The 19,047-nt window shown below is 72.6% G+C and carries 17 protein-coding genes and 2 tRNA genes; 13 read left to right on the forward strand and 6 right to left on the reverse strand.

Going from position 1 to position 19,047, the window contains the following annotated elements:
- Positions 1 to 394: 394 nt before the first annotated feature.
- Positions 395 to 1,978, forward strand: coding sequence for a citramalate synthase (cimA, locus tag GA0070617_RS08390; protein ID WP_091435447.1), 1,584 nt, complete (start codon positions 395 to 397; stop codon positions 1,976 to 1,978).
- Positions 1,979 to 2,072: 94 nt separating this feature from the next.
- Here the strand turns inward: cimA and GA0070617_RS08395 are convergent, their stop codons facing one another.
- Entirely contained in the window at positions 2,073 to 3,032 is a 960-nt protein-coding gene (locus GA0070617_RS08395; RefSeq protein WP_091435448.1) for an endonuclease/exonuclease/phosphatase family protein, read from the reverse strand.
- 427 nt (positions 3,033 to 3,459) lie between these two features.
- Here GA0070617_RS08395 and GA0070617_RS08400 point away from each other — a divergent pair, with 427 nt between their 5' ends.
- From GA0070617_RS08400 to arfB, 6 genes are all read left to right on the forward strand, one after another.
- Positions 3,460 to 3,993 carry a hypothetical protein gene (locus GA0070617_RS08400; protein ID WP_091435449.1) on the forward strand — a complete coding sequence of 178 codons (534 nt, stop codon included), beginning with the start codon at positions 3,460 to 3,462 and terminating at the stop codon, positions 3,991 to 3,993.
- A 237-nt stretch (positions 3,994 to 4,230) separates the two neighbouring features.
- Positions 4,231 to 5,319, forward strand: coding sequence for an AAA family ATPase (locus GA0070617_RS08405; protein ID WP_091435450.1), 1,089 nt, complete (start codon positions 4,231 to 4,233; stop codon positions 5,317 to 5,319).
- A 269-nt stretch (positions 5,320 to 5,588) separates the two neighbouring features.
- A complete protein-coding gene (locus GA0070617_RS32535; protein WP_483308352.1) occupies positions 5,589 to 6,440 on the forward strand; it encodes a DUF58 domain-containing protein in 852 nt (283 codons plus the stop codon).
- The gene (locus GA0070617_RS08415; RefSeq protein ID WP_091435451.1) at positions 6,437 to 7,396 is read left to right on the forward strand and encodes a VWA domain-containing protein; all 960 of its coding nucleotides are present in this window, start codon (positions 6,437 to 6,439) and stop codon (positions 7,394 to 7,396) included. The genes GA0070617_RS32535 and GA0070617_RS08415 overlap by 4 nt, the downstream gene beginning before the upstream one ends.
- 59 nt (positions 7,397 to 7,455) lie before the next feature.
- Positions 7,456 to 8,316 (forward strand): S1C family serine protease, encoded by an 861-nt coding sequence (locus tag GA0070617_RS08420; protein WP_091435452.1) that lies wholly within the window; start codon positions 7,456 to 7,458, stop codon positions 8,314 to 8,316.
- Between the two features lie 124 nt (positions 8,317 to 8,440).
- Positions 8,441 to 8,866 (forward strand): alternative ribosome rescue aminoacyl-tRNA hydrolase ArfB, encoded by a 426-nt coding sequence (arfB, locus tag GA0070617_RS08425; protein WP_091435453.1) that lies wholly within the window; start codon positions 8,441 to 8,443, stop codon positions 8,864 to 8,866.
- An 87-nt stretch (positions 8,867 to 8,953) separates the two neighbouring features.
- Here arfB and GA0070617_RS08430 read toward each other — a convergent pair whose 3' ends face one another.
- Entirely contained in the window at positions 8,954 to 9,829 is an 876-nt protein-coding gene (locus GA0070617_RS08430; protein ID WP_229688091.1) for a 3-methyladenine DNA glycosylase, read from the reverse strand.
- A 36-nt stretch (positions 9,830 to 9,865) separates the two neighbouring features.
- On the reverse strand, positions 9,866 to 11,344 hold the full coding sequence (locus GA0070617_RS08435; RefSeq protein ID WP_091435455.1) for a hypothetical protein: 1,479 nt from the start codon (positions 11,342 to 11,344) through the stop codon (positions 9,866 to 9,868).
- A gap of 129 nt (positions 11,345 to 11,473) precedes the next feature.
- Between GA0070617_RS08435 and GA0070617_RS08440 the strand changes: the two genes are divergently transcribed.
- The 3 genes from GA0070617_RS08440 to GA0070617_RS08450 all read left to right on the forward strand — a co-directional run bounded on the left by GA0070617_RS08440 (position 11,474) and on the right by GA0070617_RS08450 (position 12,662).
- A complete protein-coding gene (locus GA0070617_RS08440) occupies positions 11,474 to 12,274 on the forward strand; it encodes a fumarylacetoacetate hydrolase family protein (protein ID WP_091435456.1) in 801 nt (266 codons plus the stop codon).
- Between the two features lie 108 nt (positions 12,275 to 12,382).
- Positions 12,383 to 12,454 (forward strand) — tRNA-Gln (locus GA0070617_RS08445).
- Between the two features lie 135 nt (positions 12,455 to 12,589).
- Positions 12,590 to 12,662 (forward strand) — tRNA-Glu (locus tag GA0070617_RS08450).
- Between the two features lie 236 nt (positions 12,663 to 12,898).
- On the opposite strand, the gene GA0070617_RS08455 is transcribed toward GA0070617_RS08450, so the two are convergent.
- Positions 12,899 to 13,585, reverse strand: a complete 687-nt coding sequence (locus tag GA0070617_RS08455; protein WP_091435457.1) for an IclR family transcriptional regulator — start codon at positions 13,583 to 13,585, stop codon at positions 12,899 to 12,901.
- A gap of 49 nt (positions 13,586 to 13,634) precedes the next feature.
- Here GA0070617_RS08455 and leuC point away from each other — a divergent pair, with 49 nt between their 5' ends.
- From leuC to GA0070617_RS08470, 3 genes are all read left to right on the forward strand, one after another.
- Positions 13,635 to 15,077, forward strand: a complete 1,443-nt coding sequence (leuC, locus tag GA0070617_RS08460) for a 3-isopropylmalate dehydratase large subunit (RefSeq protein ID WP_091435458.1) — start codon at positions 13,635 to 13,637, stop codon at positions 15,075 to 15,077.
- A 15-nt stretch (positions 15,078 to 15,092) separates the two neighbouring features.
- A complete protein-coding gene (gene leuD / locus GA0070617_RS08465; RefSeq protein WP_091435459.1) occupies positions 15,093 to 15,680 on the forward strand; it encodes a 3-isopropylmalate dehydratase small subunit in 588 nt (195 codons plus the stop codon).
- 172 nt (positions 15,681 to 15,852) lie between these two features.
- Complete coding sequence (locus GA0070617_RS08470; RefSeq protein WP_175440470.1) at positions 15,853 to 16,512, forward strand: HU family DNA-binding protein; 660 nt, start codon at positions 15,853 to 15,855, stop codon at positions 16,510 to 16,512.
- 64 nt (positions 16,513 to 16,576) lie between these two features.
- Here the strand turns inward: GA0070617_RS08470 and GA0070617_RS08475 are convergent, their stop codons facing one another.
- Both GA0070617_RS08475 and GA0070617_RS08480 read right to left on the reverse strand, forming a co-directional pair.
- Complete coding sequence (locus GA0070617_RS08475) at positions 16,577 to 17,488, reverse strand: NUDIX hydrolase (RefSeq protein ID WP_091446106.1); 912 nt, start codon at positions 17,486 to 17,488, stop codon at positions 16,577 to 16,579.
- Complete coding sequence (locus tag GA0070617_RS08480) at positions 17,476 to 19,029, reverse strand: CYTH and CHAD domain-containing protein (RefSeq protein ID WP_091446108.1); 1,554 nt, start codon at positions 19,027 to 19,029, stop codon at positions 17,476 to 17,478. The genes GA0070617_RS08475 and GA0070617_RS08480 overlap by 13 nt, the downstream gene beginning before the upstream one ends.
- Positions 19,030 to 19,047 lie beyond the last annotated feature (18 nt).

Below are 19,047 nucleotides of genomic sequence, written 5' to 3' on the forward strand. Positions count from 1 at the left end.
AGGGTGCTCTGGGTGGTGTCGAGCGCCGGGTCCGGCGTGGCGCTGGTGCTCTGCGGGTCGAGCCTGTCCATGGAGAACTCCTGCCCCGGCCGTGGTGGGCCGTCTCGGAGGGAACGATTCGCTGTCCCGGAAACTCCTACCCGGGGCAATCGGTGTTCACACCGCCGAAACCTGAGGAAAACACCAGGTAGGGCACGACTGGCGGCGTGACCTGCACGTCGGCGTCCCGGCATGTGGATTCTGCCTCCCAAACTCGCCCGGGAGTGGCAGAGTACCGATCGTGACCAGGTACGTCCTGATTATTCGTAGCTAGCGCGCCGGCCTTCTCCCGCCAGCGCGCAGACCTCCCGCATCCGCGGGGGGTCTTTTTGTTGGTCGACGAAAGGACCCCCCGATGACCTTCCAGGTGTACGACACGACGTTGCGCGACGGTGCCCAGCGCGAGGGCCTGACGTACTCGGTGGTCGACAAGCTCGCCGTGGCGCGCCTGCTCGACGAGTTCGGCGTGGGCTTCATCGAGGGCGGGTGGCCGGGCGCGGTGCCCAAGGACACCGAGTTCTTCCGCCGGGCGCGTACCGAACTCGACCTGCGGCACGCGGTGCTGGTCGCCTTCGGGGCCACCCGCAAGGCGGGCGTCGCGGTCGGCGACGACCCGCAGGTGCGCGGTCTACTCGACGCCGAGACCCCGGCCGTCGCGCTGGTCGCTAAGGCCGACATCCGGCACGTCGAGCGGGCGCTGCGTACCACCGGCGCGGAGAACCTGGCGATGGTCCAGGACACCGTGCGGCACCTGGTCGCCCAGGGGCGGCGGGTCTTCGTCGACGGCGAGCACTTCTTCGACGGGTACCGGCACGACCCGGCGTACACCGCCTCGGTGGTCGAGGCGGCGCTGGCCGCCGGCGCCGAACGGTTCGTGCTCTGCGACACCAACGGCGGGATGCTGCCCTCCCAGGTCACCGCGGCCATCGCCGACCTGACCGCGCGGACCGGCGTCGCCCCCGAACTGCTCGGCATGCACGCGCAGAACGACACCGCCTGCGCGGTGGCCAACACCGTCGCCGCCGTCGAGGCCGGGGTCCAGCACGTGCAGGGCACCGCCAACGGGTACGGCGAGCGACCCGGCAACGCCGACATCTTCGCCGTCGTGGCCAACCTCCAACTCAAGCTCGGGCTGCCCGTCCTACCGGAGGGCTGCCTGGAACAGATGGTGCGCGTCTCGCACGCCATCGCCGAGATCGCCAACATCGCCCCCGACACCCACCAGGCGTACGCCGGGGCCGCCGCCTTCGCCCACAAGGCGGGGCTGCACGCGAGTGCGATCAAAGTGGATCCGCTGCTCTACAACCACGTGGACCCGGCGGTCGTCGGGAACGACATGCGGATCCTGGTCACCGAGATGGCCGGCCGGGCCAGCATCGAGCTCAAGAGTCGTGAACTCGGTCTGGACCTGGCCGGCCATCCGGAGGCGTTGTCCCGGGTGACCAAGCGGGTCAAGGAGCTGGAGGCCGGCGGGTGGTCGTTCGAGGCCGCCGACGCCTCCTTCGAACTGCTGGTCCGCTCGGAGTTGCCGGACGCCGCGCCGCCCCGACCGTTCGCCCTGGAGTCGTACCGGGTGCTGGTCGAGCACCGCGAGGACGGTGCGGTGGTCTCCGAGGCCACCGTCAAGATCCGGGTACGCGGCGAGCGGCTGATCGCCACCGCCGAGGGCAACGGCCCGGTCAACGCCCTGGACGAGGCGCTGCGGGTCGGGTTGGCCCGGCACTACCCGGAGCTGCGCACGTTCGAGCTGGCCGACTACAAGGTGCGGATCCTGGAGGGCAGCAGCGGAACCGGCGCGGTGACCCGGGTACTGGTGGAGACCGCCGACGGGGCGGGCCGGGACTGGACCACCGTCGGCGTGCACCCCAACGTCGTCGAGGCGAGCTGGCACGCCCTGGTCGACGCCCTCACCTTCGGCCTCGCCCGGGTAAAGGTGTAAGGAAGGGCCCCTTTCTAACGCATTCGGTAGAGCAGGGTTCCCCTCTCACCACCCCGACGCGCGACGCAAGTGCGGCAAACGTGTGCGGCCGGTCTCAGCCGGCGGGGAGGCGGAGCTCGGCCAGGACGGCCCGGTGGTCGCTGCCGCCGACCGCGTGCACCTCGACGGAGCGGACCGCGATCCGCCGGTCGACCAGTACGTGGTCGATGACCACCGGGGGGATCAGAGCGCCGTCGTACGGGCCCCAGGTGCCGACCAGCCCCGCGCCCACGGCGTCGGCGGCGTCGGCGTACCCGGTGTCGAGCAGGGCCCGTAGCGGTGCATGGTCGAGCGTGGCGTTGAAGTCCCCGGCCAGGATCTGCAGCATCCCGTCCGGGGTGGCCGGTGGCTGGGCCGCCAGGTCCGCGCGCCACGGGCCGACCTGGTCGATCGCGTACGGGGCGGACGGGTGTGCGGACTCGACGCGTACCGGGGGAGCACCGGGCAGGGTGACCGTGCCGTAGGCCTGGCTGAAGCCCCAGCCGCCCCGGTTGTGCCGGATGCCGCCGTCGGTGACGGGCAGGCGGGCGTAGAGCGCCGAGCCGACCGTGCCCACCTGGGGGTTGCTCTGCCGGTGCGGCAGCAGCCCGGCCAGTCCACGCCGGTCGAGCTCGGCCGCCAGGTCCGGGGTGAACTCCTGCATGACGAGGATGTCGACCTCGTCGGCGCGGACCAGGTCGACCAGTCGTTGCGCGTCGCCCGCGCCGGCCAGCACGTTGGCGGTGAGGATCCGCAGTGTCGGCCCGGTGGTGGCCGGCTGCGCCGTGCCGACCGCCCGGGGCGCGACCAGCGCGGTCACCGCCAGCGCGGTCACCGCCGCGACGACCGCCGGCCCGCGCCGCCGTAGCGCGAGGGCGAGCAGCAACGGCACCACCGACCAGAGGACCAGGTACGGCGTGAAGGCGACCAGTTGTACCAGCGGCCCGCGTTCGGCCCCGAGCAGCCGTACCACTGTCCAGCCGACCCCGGGCGCGACGATCGCCCAGCAGGCCGCCGTGGCCGCGGTGAACACCACGACTGATCGACGCCGTGGCGTGCCGGCGGGGACGGCGCCGGGGGCTGTGGGGACGGCGCCGGGTTCGGATTCGGTACGGCTGGGCACGCGGCCACGTTACCGGATCTCGATCGGCTTTTGGTGAATGGTGAAGCGTTCGTGTTTCGCAATTTAGGCCAGCCCTGACAATGATGCGACATGCGGTGATCGACTATTGACTGTCCGGTTTTCGTGGTGCTAGTTTCCACCTGGTTGAGGCGCCAAAACTTCACGTCATATCCCCTGGTCAGCCTGGTTATTGATCTAGGAAATCCAGTCTGTCGTGCTCGGTTGGCCATGCTGTGGGCGGCGGTAGACGCTCGCCCTCGACGCAATTTACTGCAATTATCCGACCCGCCTAAGGTGGATCGGTCGTATCACCATCGGTCAATCAAGGGAGAAATCTGTCATGGCCAAGCTCTTCTCACGTAGGTCGGTGGCGGTGGCGGTCGGCGTCCTCGCGCTGACCCTCGCCGGTGGTGGCATCGCCGCCGCCGCCCAGCCGACCACGGCGACCAAGACCGCGATCGACTCCGCGCAACCCGGCCTGCGGGCGGCCGCCAACGGCGGTCAGCCCCAGGTGACACCCGAGGAGGTACGCCAGGCGAAGGCGGCGCTGAAGAAGTCGGTAGGCACCAACTACGTCAACGGCTCGACCTCGTTCGCCGTGGTCGGTGCCGCCGGCAACCTCATCCGGGGCAACGACGCGGTCTCGGCCACCAAGTACGGCCCGGGGCAGTACCAGGTCCTGTTCAACCGGAACCTGACCCGGGGCGCGTACGTGGCCACCATCGGCACCGACACCGACTGCTGCATCCCGCCGGCCGGGGAAATCTCGGTCGCACCGCGCCTGATCACGCCGAACGCCGTGTTCGTGCAGACCTACGACTCGTCCGGCGTGCCGTCGGACCGGCCGTTCCACCTGGCGGTCTTCACCCGCTGACCGGACCGGTTCGCGGGTTCCCGCCCATCGGTTCCACCGCAGCGGTCTCCGTCCGCTGAGATCCACCGCTCGACCCCTGCCGGCCACCCGCGAGACGGGTGGCCGGCACCGGGGCGTCGGGGGTACGTGTCCGGCTTGTCCAGGTGCGAGGGTGAGCGTGCCGGTCAGGGCCGGTAACCGACCTGTCGGCGCGGGAATCCGACGTTTGCCGGGGCTCCGCCACGGGAAGCAAGCACCGTGACGGACATCTCGGACACCCTGGTCAGCGTGCCCACCCCGGTCGATCCGCACGCGAGCGGTACCGACCTGGAACAGACCCTCTTCGAGGTCAAGCGAGTGATCGTCGGGCAGGACCGGCTCGTCGACCGGCTGCTCACCGCGCTCGTCGCCGACGGCCACTGCCTGCTGGAGGGCGTGCCCGGCGTGGCCAAGACGCTCGCCGTGCAGACCCTGGCCACCGCGGTCGGCGGCACGTTCTCCCGGATCCAGTTCACACCCGACCTGGTCCCCTCGGACATCGTCGGCACCCGCATCTACCGGTCGTCGTCGGAGACCTTCGACGTGGAACTCGGCCCGGTGATGGCCAACCTGGTACTCGCCGACGAGATCAACCGCGCCCCGGCGAAGGTGCAGTCGGCACTGCTGGAGGCGATGGCCGAACACCAGGTGTCGATCGGCGGCCGGACCTTCGAGGTGCCCGAGCCGTTCCTGGTGCTGGCCACCCAGAACCCGATCGAGTCGGAGGGCGTCTACCAGTTGCCGGAGGCGCAACGCGACCGGTTCCTGATGAAGATCGTCGTGGACTACCCCAGCGCCGCCGACGAACTGGCCATCCTCTACCGGATGAGCACCCACCGGCCGAAGGCCCGGCAGGTGCTCGACCCGTACCGGCTGCGCGAGTGGCAACGCCGGGCCGGCCAGGTCTTCGTCCACCACGCCCTGGCCGAGTACGTCGTCCGGCTCATCCTGGCCACCCGCGACCCGGCCCGGTTCGGGGCGCCCGAGGTCGCGCCGCTGCTGGCCTACGGCGCCAGCCCCCGCGCCACCCTGGGGCTGGTCTCCGCCGCCCGGGCCCAGGCGCTGCTGCGCGGACGGGAGTACGTGCTGCCCGAGGACGTCCGCGAACTGGCGGTGGACGTGCTGGCCCACCGGTTGGTCCTCACCTTCGACGCGGTGGCCGACGGGATCTCCGCCGAGAGCGTGGTCCGTCGCCTGCTGTCCGCGGTACCCCCACCCCGCATCGCTCCCGGCCGCCACGAACAACCCACCGGTTACGTCGCCGACTCCCCGGCCAGCGGCTCCGGCGACCTGGCCAGCACCACATGAGCGAGCGCACCGAGCGGAGCGAGGGCCGCGAGGGCATGCCCGGCCTGCACCACATGAGCGAGCGCGGTACGCGTACCCGCTGGTCGGTCCCGGCCGATCCCGGGTTGGCCGAACTCAGCGCCGAGCAGCGGCTGCGTCGACTGGAACTGGTGGTGACCCGTCGGCTGAACGGCCTGCTGCACGGCCAGTACCGGGGACTGCTCCCCGGTCCGGGCAGCGAGCCCACCGGCAGCCGCGAGTACCGGCCGGGGGAGGACGAGGTACGCCGGATGGACTGGGCGGTGACCGCCCGGACCGGCCTCCCGCACGTACGCGAGGTCGACGCCGACCGGGAGCTGACCACCTGGGTGGTGGTGGATGCCAGCCCCAGCATGGAGTTCGGCACCGCCGAACTGGACAAGCGGGAGCTGACGGTGGCCGCCGTCGCGGCGGTCGGGTTCCTCACCGCCGGCACCGGCAACCGGTTGGGCGCCCAGGTGCTCGGTCCGTCGACGGTGCGCCACGTGCCGGCCCGCTCCGGTCGTACCCATCTGCTCGGTCTGTTGCGCATGCTGCTGACCGCCCCGCGCGCCATGACGGCAGGTGTGAGAAGGGTTCCCCGCTATACCGAATCCGTTAAGCAGGGGCCCTTCCTTACCGGAGGGGTGGTGGGGGGTGGGGCGACGCTGGTTGAGGCGTTGGGTGCCGCCCACCGGGTCGCCCACCGGCGTGGCCTGCTGGTCGTGGTCTCGGACTTCCTCGACGGCCTGCCCGACGATCCTGGACAGCCGTCGCCCTGGGAGGTGGTGCTGCGCCGGCTCGCCGTCCGGCACCAGGTGCTTGCCGTGGAGGTGACCGACCCACGGGAGTTGGAACTGCCCGACGTCGGTGTGGTCACCCTGGTCGACCCGGAGACCGGCCGTCGCCGCGAGGTCTGCACCAGCGACCGCCGGTTGCGCGAACGGTACGCGGTGGCCGCCGCGAACCAACGCGACCAGGTACGCCAGGCGCTGCGCCGGTGCGGGGCGGCACACCTGTCGTTGCGCACCGACCGGGACTGGACGGCCGACATCGTGCGGCACGTGCACGCCCAACGTCAGTTGGCGACCGCACCCGCCGCCGCCCGGGGAGGTGTGGCGTGAGCTGGCAGTCACCCGTCCGACTCTGGTTGCTGCTCGGCGTGCTGGCGCTGGCCGTCGGCTACCTGCTCGTGCAGCGCCGGCACAGCCGGTACGCCGTCCGTTTCACCAACCTGCGGTTGCTGGACCGGGTTGCACCGGAGCGGCCCGCCTGGCGTCGACACGTACCGGCGGGGTTGTTCCTGGTGATGTTGGGGTTGCTGGTGATGGGCTTCGCCCGACCCGCGGCCGAGGTGCGGGTGCCCCGGGAACGCGCCACGGTCGTGGTGGCGGTGGACGTCTCCACCTCCATGCTGGCCACCGACGTCGGACCGGACCGGCTCAGCGCGGCCAAGTCGGCGGCCCGGGAATTCGTCGACGGCCTGCCCGACGAGTTCAACGTGGGCCTGGTCGCCTTCGCCGGCAGCGCCGCCGTGATGGTGCCGCCGGACACCGACCGGGAGGCCCTGCACGGCGGCATCGACCGGCTGGCCGAGGGGAGCACCGGGGTCCAGGGCACCGCGATCGGCGAGGCGATCAGCACCTCGCTCGGCGCGATCCGGGCGCTGGACAGTGAGGCGGCGACGAAGCCCCCACCGGCGCGGATCATCCTGCTCTCCGACGGGGCGAACACCTCCGGGATGGACCCGATGGAGGCGGCGGCCGAGGCCGTCGCGGTCGAGGTGCCGGTGCACGCCATCTCCTTCGGCACCCCGGCCGGCTTCGTCGACCGGGGCGGCCGACCGATCCAGGTCCCGGTGGACGGGCAGACCCTGCGGGCGGTGGCCCAGGAGACCGGGGGCGGCTTCCACGAGGCCGCCAGCAGCGCGGAGCTACGGGCGGTCTACGAGGACATCGGCACGTCCGTCGGGTACCGCCTGCAACAACAGGACATCTCGGCCCGGTTCATCGGGTTCGGGCTGGTGTTCGCGATGGCCGCGGCGGCCGGATCGATGCGCTGGTTCTCCCGCCTGCCCTGACCCGGCCCGACCCCCTGAGCGCCCCGGCACTCTGAGCCCCGGCAGTGAGGAGCGACAAAATGGCAGCACAGACCGGACTCGGTGAGCCCCGGGGACCGTGGTTCGTCTCGCCGGACCTGCATCCGGACCCGGCCGGTGGCTGGGCCGTGCCCGGTACGGGGTCGGCCTACCGGCGGCACCGCCGACCCGGCCGGCTGCTGGCCGGGCTGACGGTGGTGGCGCTCTCCACCCTCTCCGGCGCGCTGGCCGGTGGCTGGGTGGCCAGCCAGGACGGCGCGCCCCAACCGGCGGCCTCGGCGGCGGCGGTGCCGGCGGAGTTGGTGAGCGCCGCCGAGAAGACCGTGCCCGGGGTGGTGTCCGTGCTGGTCGGTGGTGCGGGCGGGCGGTCCGCCACCGGCAGCGGCTTCGCCATCGACGACCAGCAGCACATCATCACCAACGACCACATCCTGGCCAAGGGCGACGGCCGGCAGGTGACCGTCGAGGCCCCCAACGGCCGGCGGTTCCCGGCCGAGGTGGTCGGCCGGGAACCCGGCAGCGACCTGGCGGTCCTGCGGGTCCCCCCGGCCGCCGGTCTGGCCCCGCTGCCGCTGGCCAAACCGGGCGGTACCCGGGTGGGCGAGCCGGTGTTGGCGGTCGGCTCACCGCTCGGCCTCTCCGGCACGGTCACCGCCGGCATCGTCAGCGCGCTGGACCGGCAGGTCCGGCTGGGTACCTCCCGGCACTCGGCGGTGCAGACCGACGCCTCCATCAACCCCGGCAACTCCGGCGGCCCCCTGGTCAACGCCCGGGGCGAGGTGGTCGGGGTGAACACCGCGATCGCCACCATCGACGGCAACGGTTCGATCGGGATCGGCTTCGCCATCCCGATCGAACAGGTGCAGCAGACCGCCGACACGATCATCGGCAAGGGCGGCTGAGCGTGGGACCTGCGGGACGTCTCCGCGCACCTGTCGGTCGGGGATCCACGGGACGGCGGGCCGACGGCGGTCCCGTCCCGGATATCGAGTCGATCAAGAGCGGCCGGGGGCCTAACCTCAGGGGGTGGACGACGGACTGCGGGTGACCGACCGGCTGAGCGTTCCCGAGGCCGAGCTCCGGGAACGCTTCTCCCGCTCGTCCGGGCCGGGCGGGCAGGGCGTGAACACCACCGACTCGCGGGTCGAGCTCAGCTTCGACCTGGCCGGCTCGCCGAGCGTGCCGGAGTTCCTGCGTACCCGGGCCCTGGAGCGACTCGCCGGCAAGCTGGTCGACGGGGTGCTCACGGTGACCGCCAGCGAACACCGGGCGCAACTGGCCAACCGCGAGGCCGCCCGGGAGCGGATGGCCGCGTTGCTACGCGCGGCCGTCGCCCCACCGCCACCGCCGCGCCGCCCGACCCGCCCCTCGCGCGGCGCGAAGGAACGCCGACTGGCCGACAAGAAGCGCCAGTCCCAGCGCAAACGCGACCGCCGCGCCGACGACGACTGAGTAAGGAAGGGCCCCTGCTTAACGGATCCGGTATAGCGGGGAACCCCTCTCACCGCTGCCGCAGGTGGTGACGCCGGCGGCGCCGAGCTAACGGTCGGGGTCGAGCACGGTGTCGCAGACCTCGATCAACCGGCTACGTAGGCGGCCCGCGCGCGCGGCGAACTGGCGTTGCCGGGCGACGTACTCGGCCTTGCCCTCCGGTGTCTCGATGGCCACCGCCGGTTGGCCGTACGACGAGAAGTCGTACGGGGACGCCCGCATGTCGAGCAGCCGGATGTCGCGGGCCAACTCGAAGCAGTCCAGCGCCAGCTCCCCGGCAACCGTGGGGCCCAGCTTGGTCGCCCACTTGTGGCAGTCCATCGAGGCGTGCAGGCAGCCCGGCTGGTCCAGCTCCACCTGGCTCTCCCGGGTGGGTTGGAGCAGGTTGCGGCCGACCGCGTCGGGGGTGAAGAACCGGAACGCGTCGAAGTGCGTGCAGCGGATCTGGTGGGACTCGACCACCGTGTCGGTGCCCTCCTGCCCGAGTCGCAGCGGGAGCGGATGCCGATGTTCACGTTGGCGGTACACCATCGCCCACTCGTGCAGACCGAAGCAGCCGGTGAAGGCCGGTCGGGACGAGATGGCGGACAACAGTCGACGGATGAAGCGCACCGAATCGGCCCGGTCGGCGAGGAACGCCGCGACGTCGAGGCGCACGGTCCCGTCCGGGTCCGTGGCGTACCACCGCCACTGCCGGTGCGGGGCGGCGCCGTGCGGTCCCGGTTCCAGACCGACGCCCACGCCGGGATGCCAGCGGCGCAGCACGGCGGGCCGGGTGCCGTAGTAGTCGTACAGAAAGTCGTCGATCGCGTGGCGTTCCCCGGTGGCCCGGCGGGCCCGGTGTCCGGCGGTCAGGGCGTCGGCGCGCTCCTCGTGCGCCCGGGAGAGGGCGGCCCAGGCGGTGGGAGCGAGGGCGGCGGTCACGGTGACCAGCCTACGACCGCCGCCGGCGCCGGTGGTTCAGGGCACGTCGACCCGCACCCCGGCGGAGAAGACGCCGCTGCGCAGCTCCAGGTGGGTGGGTGGCTCCCGGCCGGCGACGCTGAACACCAGCGGCAGCACCACCCGGCTGCCGGCGGCGACCGGCGCGGCGAAGACGTCCCGTCCCTGGTTGGCAGCCTGGGTCGCCAGCAGGTCGGCGCTGGCCCAGGTCCCGCCGGGCAGGTACGCCCGCTGTAGTTGCCCGTGCCAGACCTGCTGCTCCGGCGTGAGGTTGCGCACACCGACGGTGGCCTGGCAGCGCCGGCCGGCGGCGGTGGCCGTGGCACAACTGATCCGGTACACGGTGAACTCGAAGGCCACCTCCCGCAACGGCACGCCGAGGGTGCCGGCGGCGCTCTTGCCCACCCAGGCCCCACTGGTGGGCTGCTGGTCGGTGTCGATCGAGGCGGCCTGTCGGGTGCCGGTCCACCCGGCCACGCCCACCACCCCGGCCAGGACCACCGCGGCCAGCCCCACGGTCAACCAGACCGGCGGGGTACGGCGCCGGACCGCCGCGCGGGGCTCCCCGGGCAACGGGTACACGGTCCCGCCACCGACCGGTGCCGGACGGAGCCTCGATGTGCCGTGCGGGCCCGATGCGCCATATGGGGCCGCTGTGTCAGCTGGGCCCGGTGTGCCATGCGGGGCGGGTGTGCCCGTCGGGTCCGGTTCACGGGCGGCGGGCGGTGGTGTCGAGGCGGCGGCGTAGGCCCGGAGCCGGCGGCGGCGTTGCCACCACCACAGGCCGACCCCGGCTCCGGCGAGGGCCAGCACCGCGGCCAGCGCGCCGAGCAGGACCGGGACCCGCCGCCACGGCGGCACCGCCTCGGACCCGGTGGCCCCGGCCGCGGCGCCGTTCCAGGTCGCCGTCGCGCAGTCGTACGGTTGGTTGCCGTTGAGGGCGTAGGCGCAGGTCGGCGCGGTCAGCGGCCGGTCCGGTCCGGTGGTGCGCAGCGCGGTGTGCAGGGTGGTAGTGCCGCGCGGTGGCAGGGTGAGCCGCCAGGTGACCTCGGCGGGCCGGCCGTCGGCGGGGACGGCCTGGCCGCCGCCGGTGACCGTGGTGGCCGTGGATCCCGAGGGAAGCTCCTGGCGCACCATGGTCGTCACCGGCGTGCTGCCGCCGTTGCGTACCTGGATCCGGTAGGCCGGGGCGGGGGTGCCCGCCGGGGCCATCGCCACGGTCACCGCCGTGGCCGGCGTCCGCAGCGGTGCGCGGGTCGGTGTCGGTACCGCCGGCGGCGCCGACGGCATCGCCGGAGCGGCTGTCGGTGCTGCCGCCAAGGCTGCCGGAGCGGCTGGTGGTGCCGCTACCGGTGCTGCCGCAGCGGCTGCTGGTGTCGCCGGGGGCGCCGTTGCCGGCGGCGGTGCCGCCAGCGGTAGTGCCGGTACGGCGGCGAGGATGCCGAGGCAGTGCGCGAGCACCGCGATGGCGCTGTGGTGTCGTCTCGAAGCAGGCATACCTTCGAACCTCCGACGCCGACGCTAGGGGCGCGTCGGCGTCGTGCGGGTACGAAATGGTGAACCCGACCCCGGTGACCAGCGGCTGGCGTACAGTGCGCCGCCGGTGCGGGAGGCTAGATTGGCCGGGTGCGTATCGCTCGTTTTGCTCATGCCAAGGGAATGTCGTTCGGTGCCGTCGAGGGCGAGCCGGAGGCCGGCCCGGAGGGCCTGACCGTCGCCGAGATCGAGGGCCACCCGTTCGGGAAGCTGACGTTCAGCGGGGCGCGTTGGGCCCTGTCGGACGTCCGGCTGCTCTCGCCGATCCTGCCCAGCAAGGTGGTGTGTGTCGGTCGCAACTACGCCGAACACGCCGCCGAGCTGGGCAACGAGGTGCCGAAGGAACCGTTGCTGTTCCTCAAGCCGTCCACGTCGGTGATCGGTCCCCGGGACGCCATCCGACTGCCGGTCTTCACCAGGCAGGTCGAACACGAGGCGGAGTTGGCGGTGGTGATCGGCGCGCCGGGGGCCCGCCGGGCCGACCGGGCCGCCGCCGAGCGGGCCATCTTCGGCTACACCTGCGCCAATGACGTGACCGCGCGGGATCTGCAGCGCTCCGACGGCCAGTGGACCCGGGCCAAGGGCTTCGACTCGTTCTGCCCGATCGGGCCGTGGATCAGCACCGGACTGGACGTGCGGGACCTCGAGGTCCGCTGCGAGGTGGGTCGTGATCCGGAGGAGATGGAGGTACGCCAGCTCGGTCGTACCCGGGACATGGTCTTCGACGTGCCGGCCCTGGTGTCCTACATCTCCCACGTGATGACCCTGCTGCCGGGGGACGTGGTGCTGACCGGCACGCCGGCGGGGGTTAGTCCGCTCACGGACGGGGATACGGTCACCGTGCGCATCGAGGGCATCGGAGAGCTGACCAACCCGGTGGTCCCGGTGTGACACCGCTCGGGTTGGCCGAAATCGCAGGTCAGAGGCGGTTTGGGTAACCCGATTTGGCCGGTGGGGCGCCAGGGGGTAAAGTTTCCCCCCGGTGCCGCAAGGTGCCGATGGGGTATGGGGTAATTGGCAGCCCGACTGATTCTGGTTCAGTTAGTCTAGGTTCGAGTCCTGGTACCCCAGCAACCGACGTCCCCAGTGGGCGTCGGTCGCTGGCTTGTGGTGGAGGTCCGCTCCAGTCCCCCGCGAGGGGGGCGAGAAAAGATCTCTGATAGAGTACAGCGGCACCGCCCGGAAGGGCGGTGAACGGAAGGTTCTGGCCCCGTCGTCTAGCGGCCCAGGACGCCGCCCTCTCAAGGCGGTAGCGCCGGTTCGAATCCGGTCGGGGCTACAGCACCAGCGGCCCGTCTCACCCCGGTGAGGCGGGCCGCTTCCGTTTCTCTCCGTGGCGACACCGGGGCCGTACCCCCGGGGGAGCGCGTCCGTTTCTCCGCGCCCTGTCCTGGTCACCCGTTGCTCGGTGCCCGTCGTCCGCTGCGCCGCCCCGCAGGCACGGCCCCGGGGCCGGGTGCCCCGGGGCCGTGTCCCTTTCCGGGTACGTGTGTGTCTTGAGCGCGGGCGGGAGCGTCAGAGCCCGGAGAGGCGTTGGCCGGCCCGGACCACGGCCATGGCGTGGCGTTCACCGGGGCGGCGGCCGAGGCGTTCGATCGGGCCGGAGATGCTGACCGAGGCGATCACCCGGCCGGTGCGGTCCCGGATCGGGGCTGAGACGCTCGCCACCCCGGGCTCGCGTTCGGCGATGCTCTGGGCCCAGCCCCGGCGGCGTACCTCGGCCAGGGTGCGGCCGGTGAACTTCGACCGGGGCAGCAGCGGCATCACCGCCTCGGGCGGTTCCCAGGCGAGCAGGATCTGCGCCGCCGAGCCGGCGGTCATCGGCAGCACCGAGCCGACCGGGACGGTGTCGCGCAGCCCGCTGGCCCGCTCCGCGGCGGCCACACAGATCCGTTCGTCGGCCCGGCGTAGGTAGAGTTGGGCGCTCTCGCCCGTGGCGTCCCGCAGCGCGGCCAGCAGTGGCTCCGCCGCGGTGAGCAGGACGTCGGGGGCGGCGTTGGCCAGTTCGCCGAGTCGGGGGCCGGGGCGCCACCGCCCCTGGGTGTCCCGGACGAGCATCCGGTGGATCTCCAGCGCCTGTGCCAACCGGTGCGCGGTGGCCCGGGGCAGCTTGGTGCGTTCAACGAGTTCGGCCAGGCTGGCGCCGTCGACACAGGCGGCCAGGATGACCACCGCCTTGTCGAGAACGCCGACACCGCTCATACTGTGTCCCACAAGCCGAAATTTACCTCCCAGAATTTAGGATGTCCAGATGGTGGGAGACACTCGACCGAGGACCCTGGCCGAGAAGGTCTGGGATGCACACGTCGTCCGGTCCGCCGAGGGCGAGCCGGACCTGCTCTACATCGACCTGCACCTGCTCCACGAGGTGACCAGCCCGCAGGCCTTCGACGGGCTGCGGATGGCCGGCCGCCGGGTCCGCCGGACCGACCTCACCCTCGCCACCGAGGACCACAACACCCCGACCGGGTACGACGACCCGGCGTTCCGGTCCCGTCGCGGCGACCTGCTCACGATCGCGGACCCCACCTCCCGCACCCAGATCGAGACGCTGCGCCGCAACTGTGCCGAGTTCGGTGTGAAGATCCACCCGCTGGGCGACGAGAACCAGGGCATCGTGCACGTCATCGGCCCGCAGCTGGGCCTCACCCAGCCGGGCATGACGATCGTCTGTGGCGACTCGCACACCGCCACCCACGGCGCGTTCGGCGCGCTGGCCTTCGGCATCGGCACCAGCGAGGTGGAGCACGTGCTGGCCACCCAGACCCTGCCGCAGGCCCGGCCGAAGACGATGGCGGTCAACGTCGTCGGGCAGCTCGGCCCCGGCGTCACCGCCAAGGACCTGGTGCTGGCGCTGATCACGCAGGTGGGCACCGGCGGCGGTCGCGGCCACATCGTGGAGTACCGGGGTGAGGCGATCCGGGCGCTCTCCATGGAGGGCCGGATGACCATCGCCAACATGTCCATCGAGTGGGGCGCCAAGGCCGGCATGATCGCGCCGGACGAGACCACCTTCCGGTACCTGGAGGGGCGGCCGAACGCGCCGCAGGGGGCCGACTGGGACGCGGCGCTGGCGTACTGGCGGACCCTGCCCACCGACGACGGCGCGGCCTTCGACGCGGAGGTGACCCTGGACGCGGGCCGGATCACCCCGTTCGTCACCTGGGGCACCAACCCGGGGCAGGGCGCGCCGCTGGGCAGCACCGTGCCGGCACCCGAGGCGTTCGACAACGCCGCCGAGCAGGCCGCCGCCCGCCGCGCGTTGGAGTACATGGACCTCACCCCCGGCACCCCGCTGCGGGACCTCGCCGTGGACGTCGTCTTCGTCGGCTCCTGCACCAACGGCCGGCTGGAGGACCTGCGCGCCGCCGCCGACGTGCTGCGCGGCCACCGGGTCGCCGACGGGGTACGCATGCTCGTCGTACCCGGTTCCGCCGTGGTCCGCCTGGCGGCCGAGGCGGAGGGGCTGGACAAGGTCTTCACCGACGCCGGTGCCGAGTGGCGCTTCGCCGGCTGTTCGATGTGCCTGGGGATGAACCCCGACACGCTGAAGCCGGGCGAGCGTTCCGCCTCGACCTCCAACCGAAACTTCGAGGGCCGCCAGGGCCGGGGCGGTCGTACCCACCTGGTGTCGCCGCCGGTGGCCGCCGCCACCGCCGTGGTGGGCCGGCTGGCCGCCCCCGCCGACCTGTAGAAGGGCAGTCAGCAGATGGAGAGGTTCACCACCCACACCGGCACCGCCGTGCCGCTGCGGCGCTCCAACGTGGATACCGATCAGATCATCCCCGCGGTGTACCTCAAGCGGGTGACCCGAACGGGCTTCGCGGACGGTCTGTTCAACGCGTGGCGGGAGGACCCGGCATTCGTGCTGAACGATTCGGCGTATTCCGGTGCGTCGATTCTGGTCACCGGTCCCGAGTTCGGCACCGGATCCTCTCGCGAACACGCCGTGTGGGCGTTGCGCGACTGGGGGTTCCGGGCGGTCGTCTCACCCCGCTTCGGCGACATCTTCCGGGGCAACGCCCTCAAGGAGGGACTGCTCCCGGTCGAGCTGGAATTGACCGCGATCGAGCAGATCTGGGCCCTGGTCGAGGCCGACCCGACCGCCGAGCTGACCGTCGACCTGGCCGCCCGTGAGGTCCGGGTCGCCGACGCCAGCTGGTCGTTCCCGCTTGACGACTTCAGCCGTTGGCGGCTGATGGAGGGCTTGGATGACATTGGACTCACCCTCCGCCACGAGGCGGCGATCGGTGAGTTCGAGGGCACTCGGCCGGCGTTCCTGCCCGCCGTGGCATAGCCGGACGCCCGACCGTACGGCACTTTCCGCCCCCCGCCGGGTTGCCCGGCGGGGGGAATCCGTTGCGACACAAGGGCTTTTTTCCCCCGAATGTTTGTGTCCTGCCTGCACAGGGCATACCGTGCGCGCAGAATGGCTCGCGTCGAGTCAGTTGCACAATCGGGAGGAAGTCGTGAACAAGGCCGAGCTCATCGAGGCGCTCGCCGCTCGTCTGGGGGACCGGAAAACGGCGACGGCGGCGCTCGACGCGGTCCTCGCTGAGGTCCAGGCGGCGGTCACCAAGGGCGAGAAGGTGGCGATCACCGGATTCGGAGCGTTCGAGAAGCGTGTCCGGGGGCCGCGAACAGCGCGCAACCCGCGTACCGGCGAGGCGGTGAAGGTCAAGAAGACATCCGTCCCGACCTTCCGGCCGGGTGCCGGTTTCAAGGAGATGGTGGCCAGCGGCAAGGCGCCGAAGGCCACGGCGGCGGCGAAGAAGACCACGACCGCCGCCAAGGCCACCGCCGCCAAGGCCACCACGGCCAAGGCGACCGGCACCAAGGCCACCGGCACCAAGGCCACCACGGCCAAGGCGACCGGTGCCAAGGCGACGGCGGCCGGGGCTCGCAAGACCGCCACCGCGGCGGCCAAGAAGACGACCGCGGCGAAGGCGGCCAAGAGCACCGCCACCAAGAAGGCGACCGCCACCAAGAAGGCGACGCCGGCGAAGAAGAGCGCCACGGCCAAGTCCACCGCGGCGAAGAAGACCACGGCGGCGGCCAGCAGGAGCGCGGCGGCGAAGAAGGCGCCCGCGAAGAAGTCTCCGGCGAAGAAGGCAGCGACCAAGCGCTGACCCGCTCGTCCCCGAAGGGCGTCCACCCGTCAGGTGGACGCCCTTCGGCGTCCCGGGTGGGGTGTCAGAGGCGGTCGGTGGCAACGAGGCCGCCGGCGGTGAAGGCGAGCAGCCAGCCACCGGCCTTCGGGGTGGTGAATTCGCCGGTCGAGCCGGCCGAGCCGGTCGAGCCGGTCGAGCCGGCCGAGCCGGTCAGTTGGGCCAGGGCACCCGGGATGACCTTGCCCTGACTGCAGACCGCCACCGGTTGGCCGCCGGTGGCGAACTCGGCCAGCCGGGCGGCGGCGGCCAGGGCGCGCTCCTCCGGCTGCTGACCGCCGACGGGCTCGTCGAAGTCACCGGCCACCTCGATCGGCAGATCGAGCAGGGCGGCCGCCGGGTCCAGGGTCTGCACGCAGCGGCGGACCGAGGCGGAGAGCAACCGTACCGGGCCGGTAAGGGCCACCAGGGGGGCCAGCGCGCGGGCCTGCGCCCGGCCGGTGGCGTCCAGCGGTCGGGCGGTGTCCGGCCCCGACCAGGTGGCCCGCTTGCCGGCCCGGGCATGCCGGAGCAGCAGCACCGTGCCGGTCACCGCCGGCAGCGCCGCGAAGGCACCGAGCACCTCGGCGTCGTGCGGGTAGCTGACCAGGCGTACCGCCTCGTCCACGTCGAGCCAGCGGACGTCGTCGACCTCGGTGTCCGGCTGGAAACCACCGGTGCCGACGGCCCGCATCGACCAGTAGTCGACCACCTTCGGGCGGCCCTCGCTGACATAGCGCACCGCCGGCAGGCGTACCTGCGGCACCGCCCGGACGTCGCTCTCCTCGGCCACCTCGCGGACCGCGGCCCGCAACGGGTGCTCACCCGGCTCCAGCTTGCCCTTGGGCAGGGTCCAGTCGCCGTAGCGGGGACGGTGCACCAGACAGACCTCGGTGCCGCCGTCGGTCGGCCGCCACACCACGCCGCCGGCGGCGCGTACCTCGTTCAGCGCAGCCATCGGGTCCACCGGTCCCGCTCGGCCCGCTGCCAGAGCTGCGGGAAGTCGGCGCGTACCCGGCGGACCACTACGCGTTCGCGCTCCGCCAGCCGGCCGGCGGTGAGTGCGAGATGCGGGTCGTCCGGCCGGTCCGCCACCACGGCCGTCCAGGTGTCCGCGGCCACCGCGGCGTCCTGGTGTTCACCGAGCAGCCGTTGCGCGTCGGCCAGCGCACCGGCCAGTTTGCCGGCCTTCCCGCCGACGGCCGGGGCGACTGCCTGTACCGCGTACCGGGCTCGTTTGGCCTGTTTGCGGACGGTGTGCCACTGCTCGTCGGTGCCGAGCGGGTCGAGCCCGGAGACGCCCGCGCCGCCCTTGCGGCCGGTCAGCTTCCGCCAGGGCCGCCGGACCAGACGGGGCAGCACCCGCGCGGCCGGCTCGGCGGCCCGGGGGGTCAGCCGGGGGGCGCGGGCGGCCAGCACCAGCGCGTCGGTAAGCGCCACGTAGCGGGGTGAGCGCAGCGCGGCGTCCACCGCCGCCAGGGCCGCCTCCTGCCGGTCGGCCAGGACGGCGTCGAGCCGGTCCACCGTCGCCGGGTCCAGCGGGCTCAACGGGTCGGCGGCGGCGGTACGGCGCAGCCGCCCCCGCAGCACCTCGGCGTCGCGGGCCGCGCCGAGCACCCCGGCCAACCAGCTCAGCTCCGCGCGCAGCGGATCCGCCCAATCCGGCACCAGCAGCGGGGCGAAGGTCCGCAGGTCGCTGCGCAGCCGTCGGCAGCCGACCCGCATCTGCTGCAGGGCGGTGCGGTGGCCGGGCACCGGTGCGCGCAGCCGGACCAGCGGGTCGTGTCGCAGGAGCCGGTCGACACCGCGCCGGACCGCCTCGGTGACGACGTCACCGGCGGTCGGATCGGCCGGCAGGCCGGTCGGTGCGACCAGGTCCGGCTCGCCGCCGACCGTTCCGACGTGCGTCGGCACCACCAGGTCGAGCGCCCGCCGGTGCTTCGGCACGAAATCCCCGCCGTCGGCGCCGGCCCCGGTCAGCAGCGCCCCGATCCGGTCCAGCAGTTCGCTGTCGCCGGCGGCACGTTCCACCTCCAACTCCCGGAAGGCGCCGGCCGGCTGGTCGGCCGGGTCGAGCACCGTGACCCGGTCGTCGGCGATCTCGGCCAGCAGCGTGCCGGCGGCGTCGTGCACCGCCGACCGGCGCCGCCGGGTGCGCAGCACCGCCACCGGAGCGAGGTCGGCGCCCCGGGTGAAGGCGGTGACCAGTTCGGCCAGCTCACGGGGGACGCCCGAGCCCCGCCGGCCCGGCCGGGAGACCTCGTGCCGCACGCCGGTGGCACCGGTCGGCAGCTTGACGGTCCACGGCTCGCGTTCGCCCCGGCGGTGCCGCAGCGACACTCCGGCCCGGGTCAGCCGCAGATCGGCGGTGTCGAAGTAGGTCGCGACCAACCGGACCGGTCGCTGCGCGGTGATCCGACCGTCGGCCGGCACGGCCGGGGACAGGTCCGGCACGACGAAGTCGTCAGGCACCTGGTACTTGCGTTCTTCTTCCAGCATGGTGATCTCCACCCTAAG

It is taken from the genome of Micromonospora yangpuensis, from assembly GCF_900091615.1.
Classification (GTDB): Bacteria; Actinomycetota; Actinomycetes; order Mycobacteriales; family Micromonosporaceae; genus Micromonospora; species Micromonospora yangpuensis.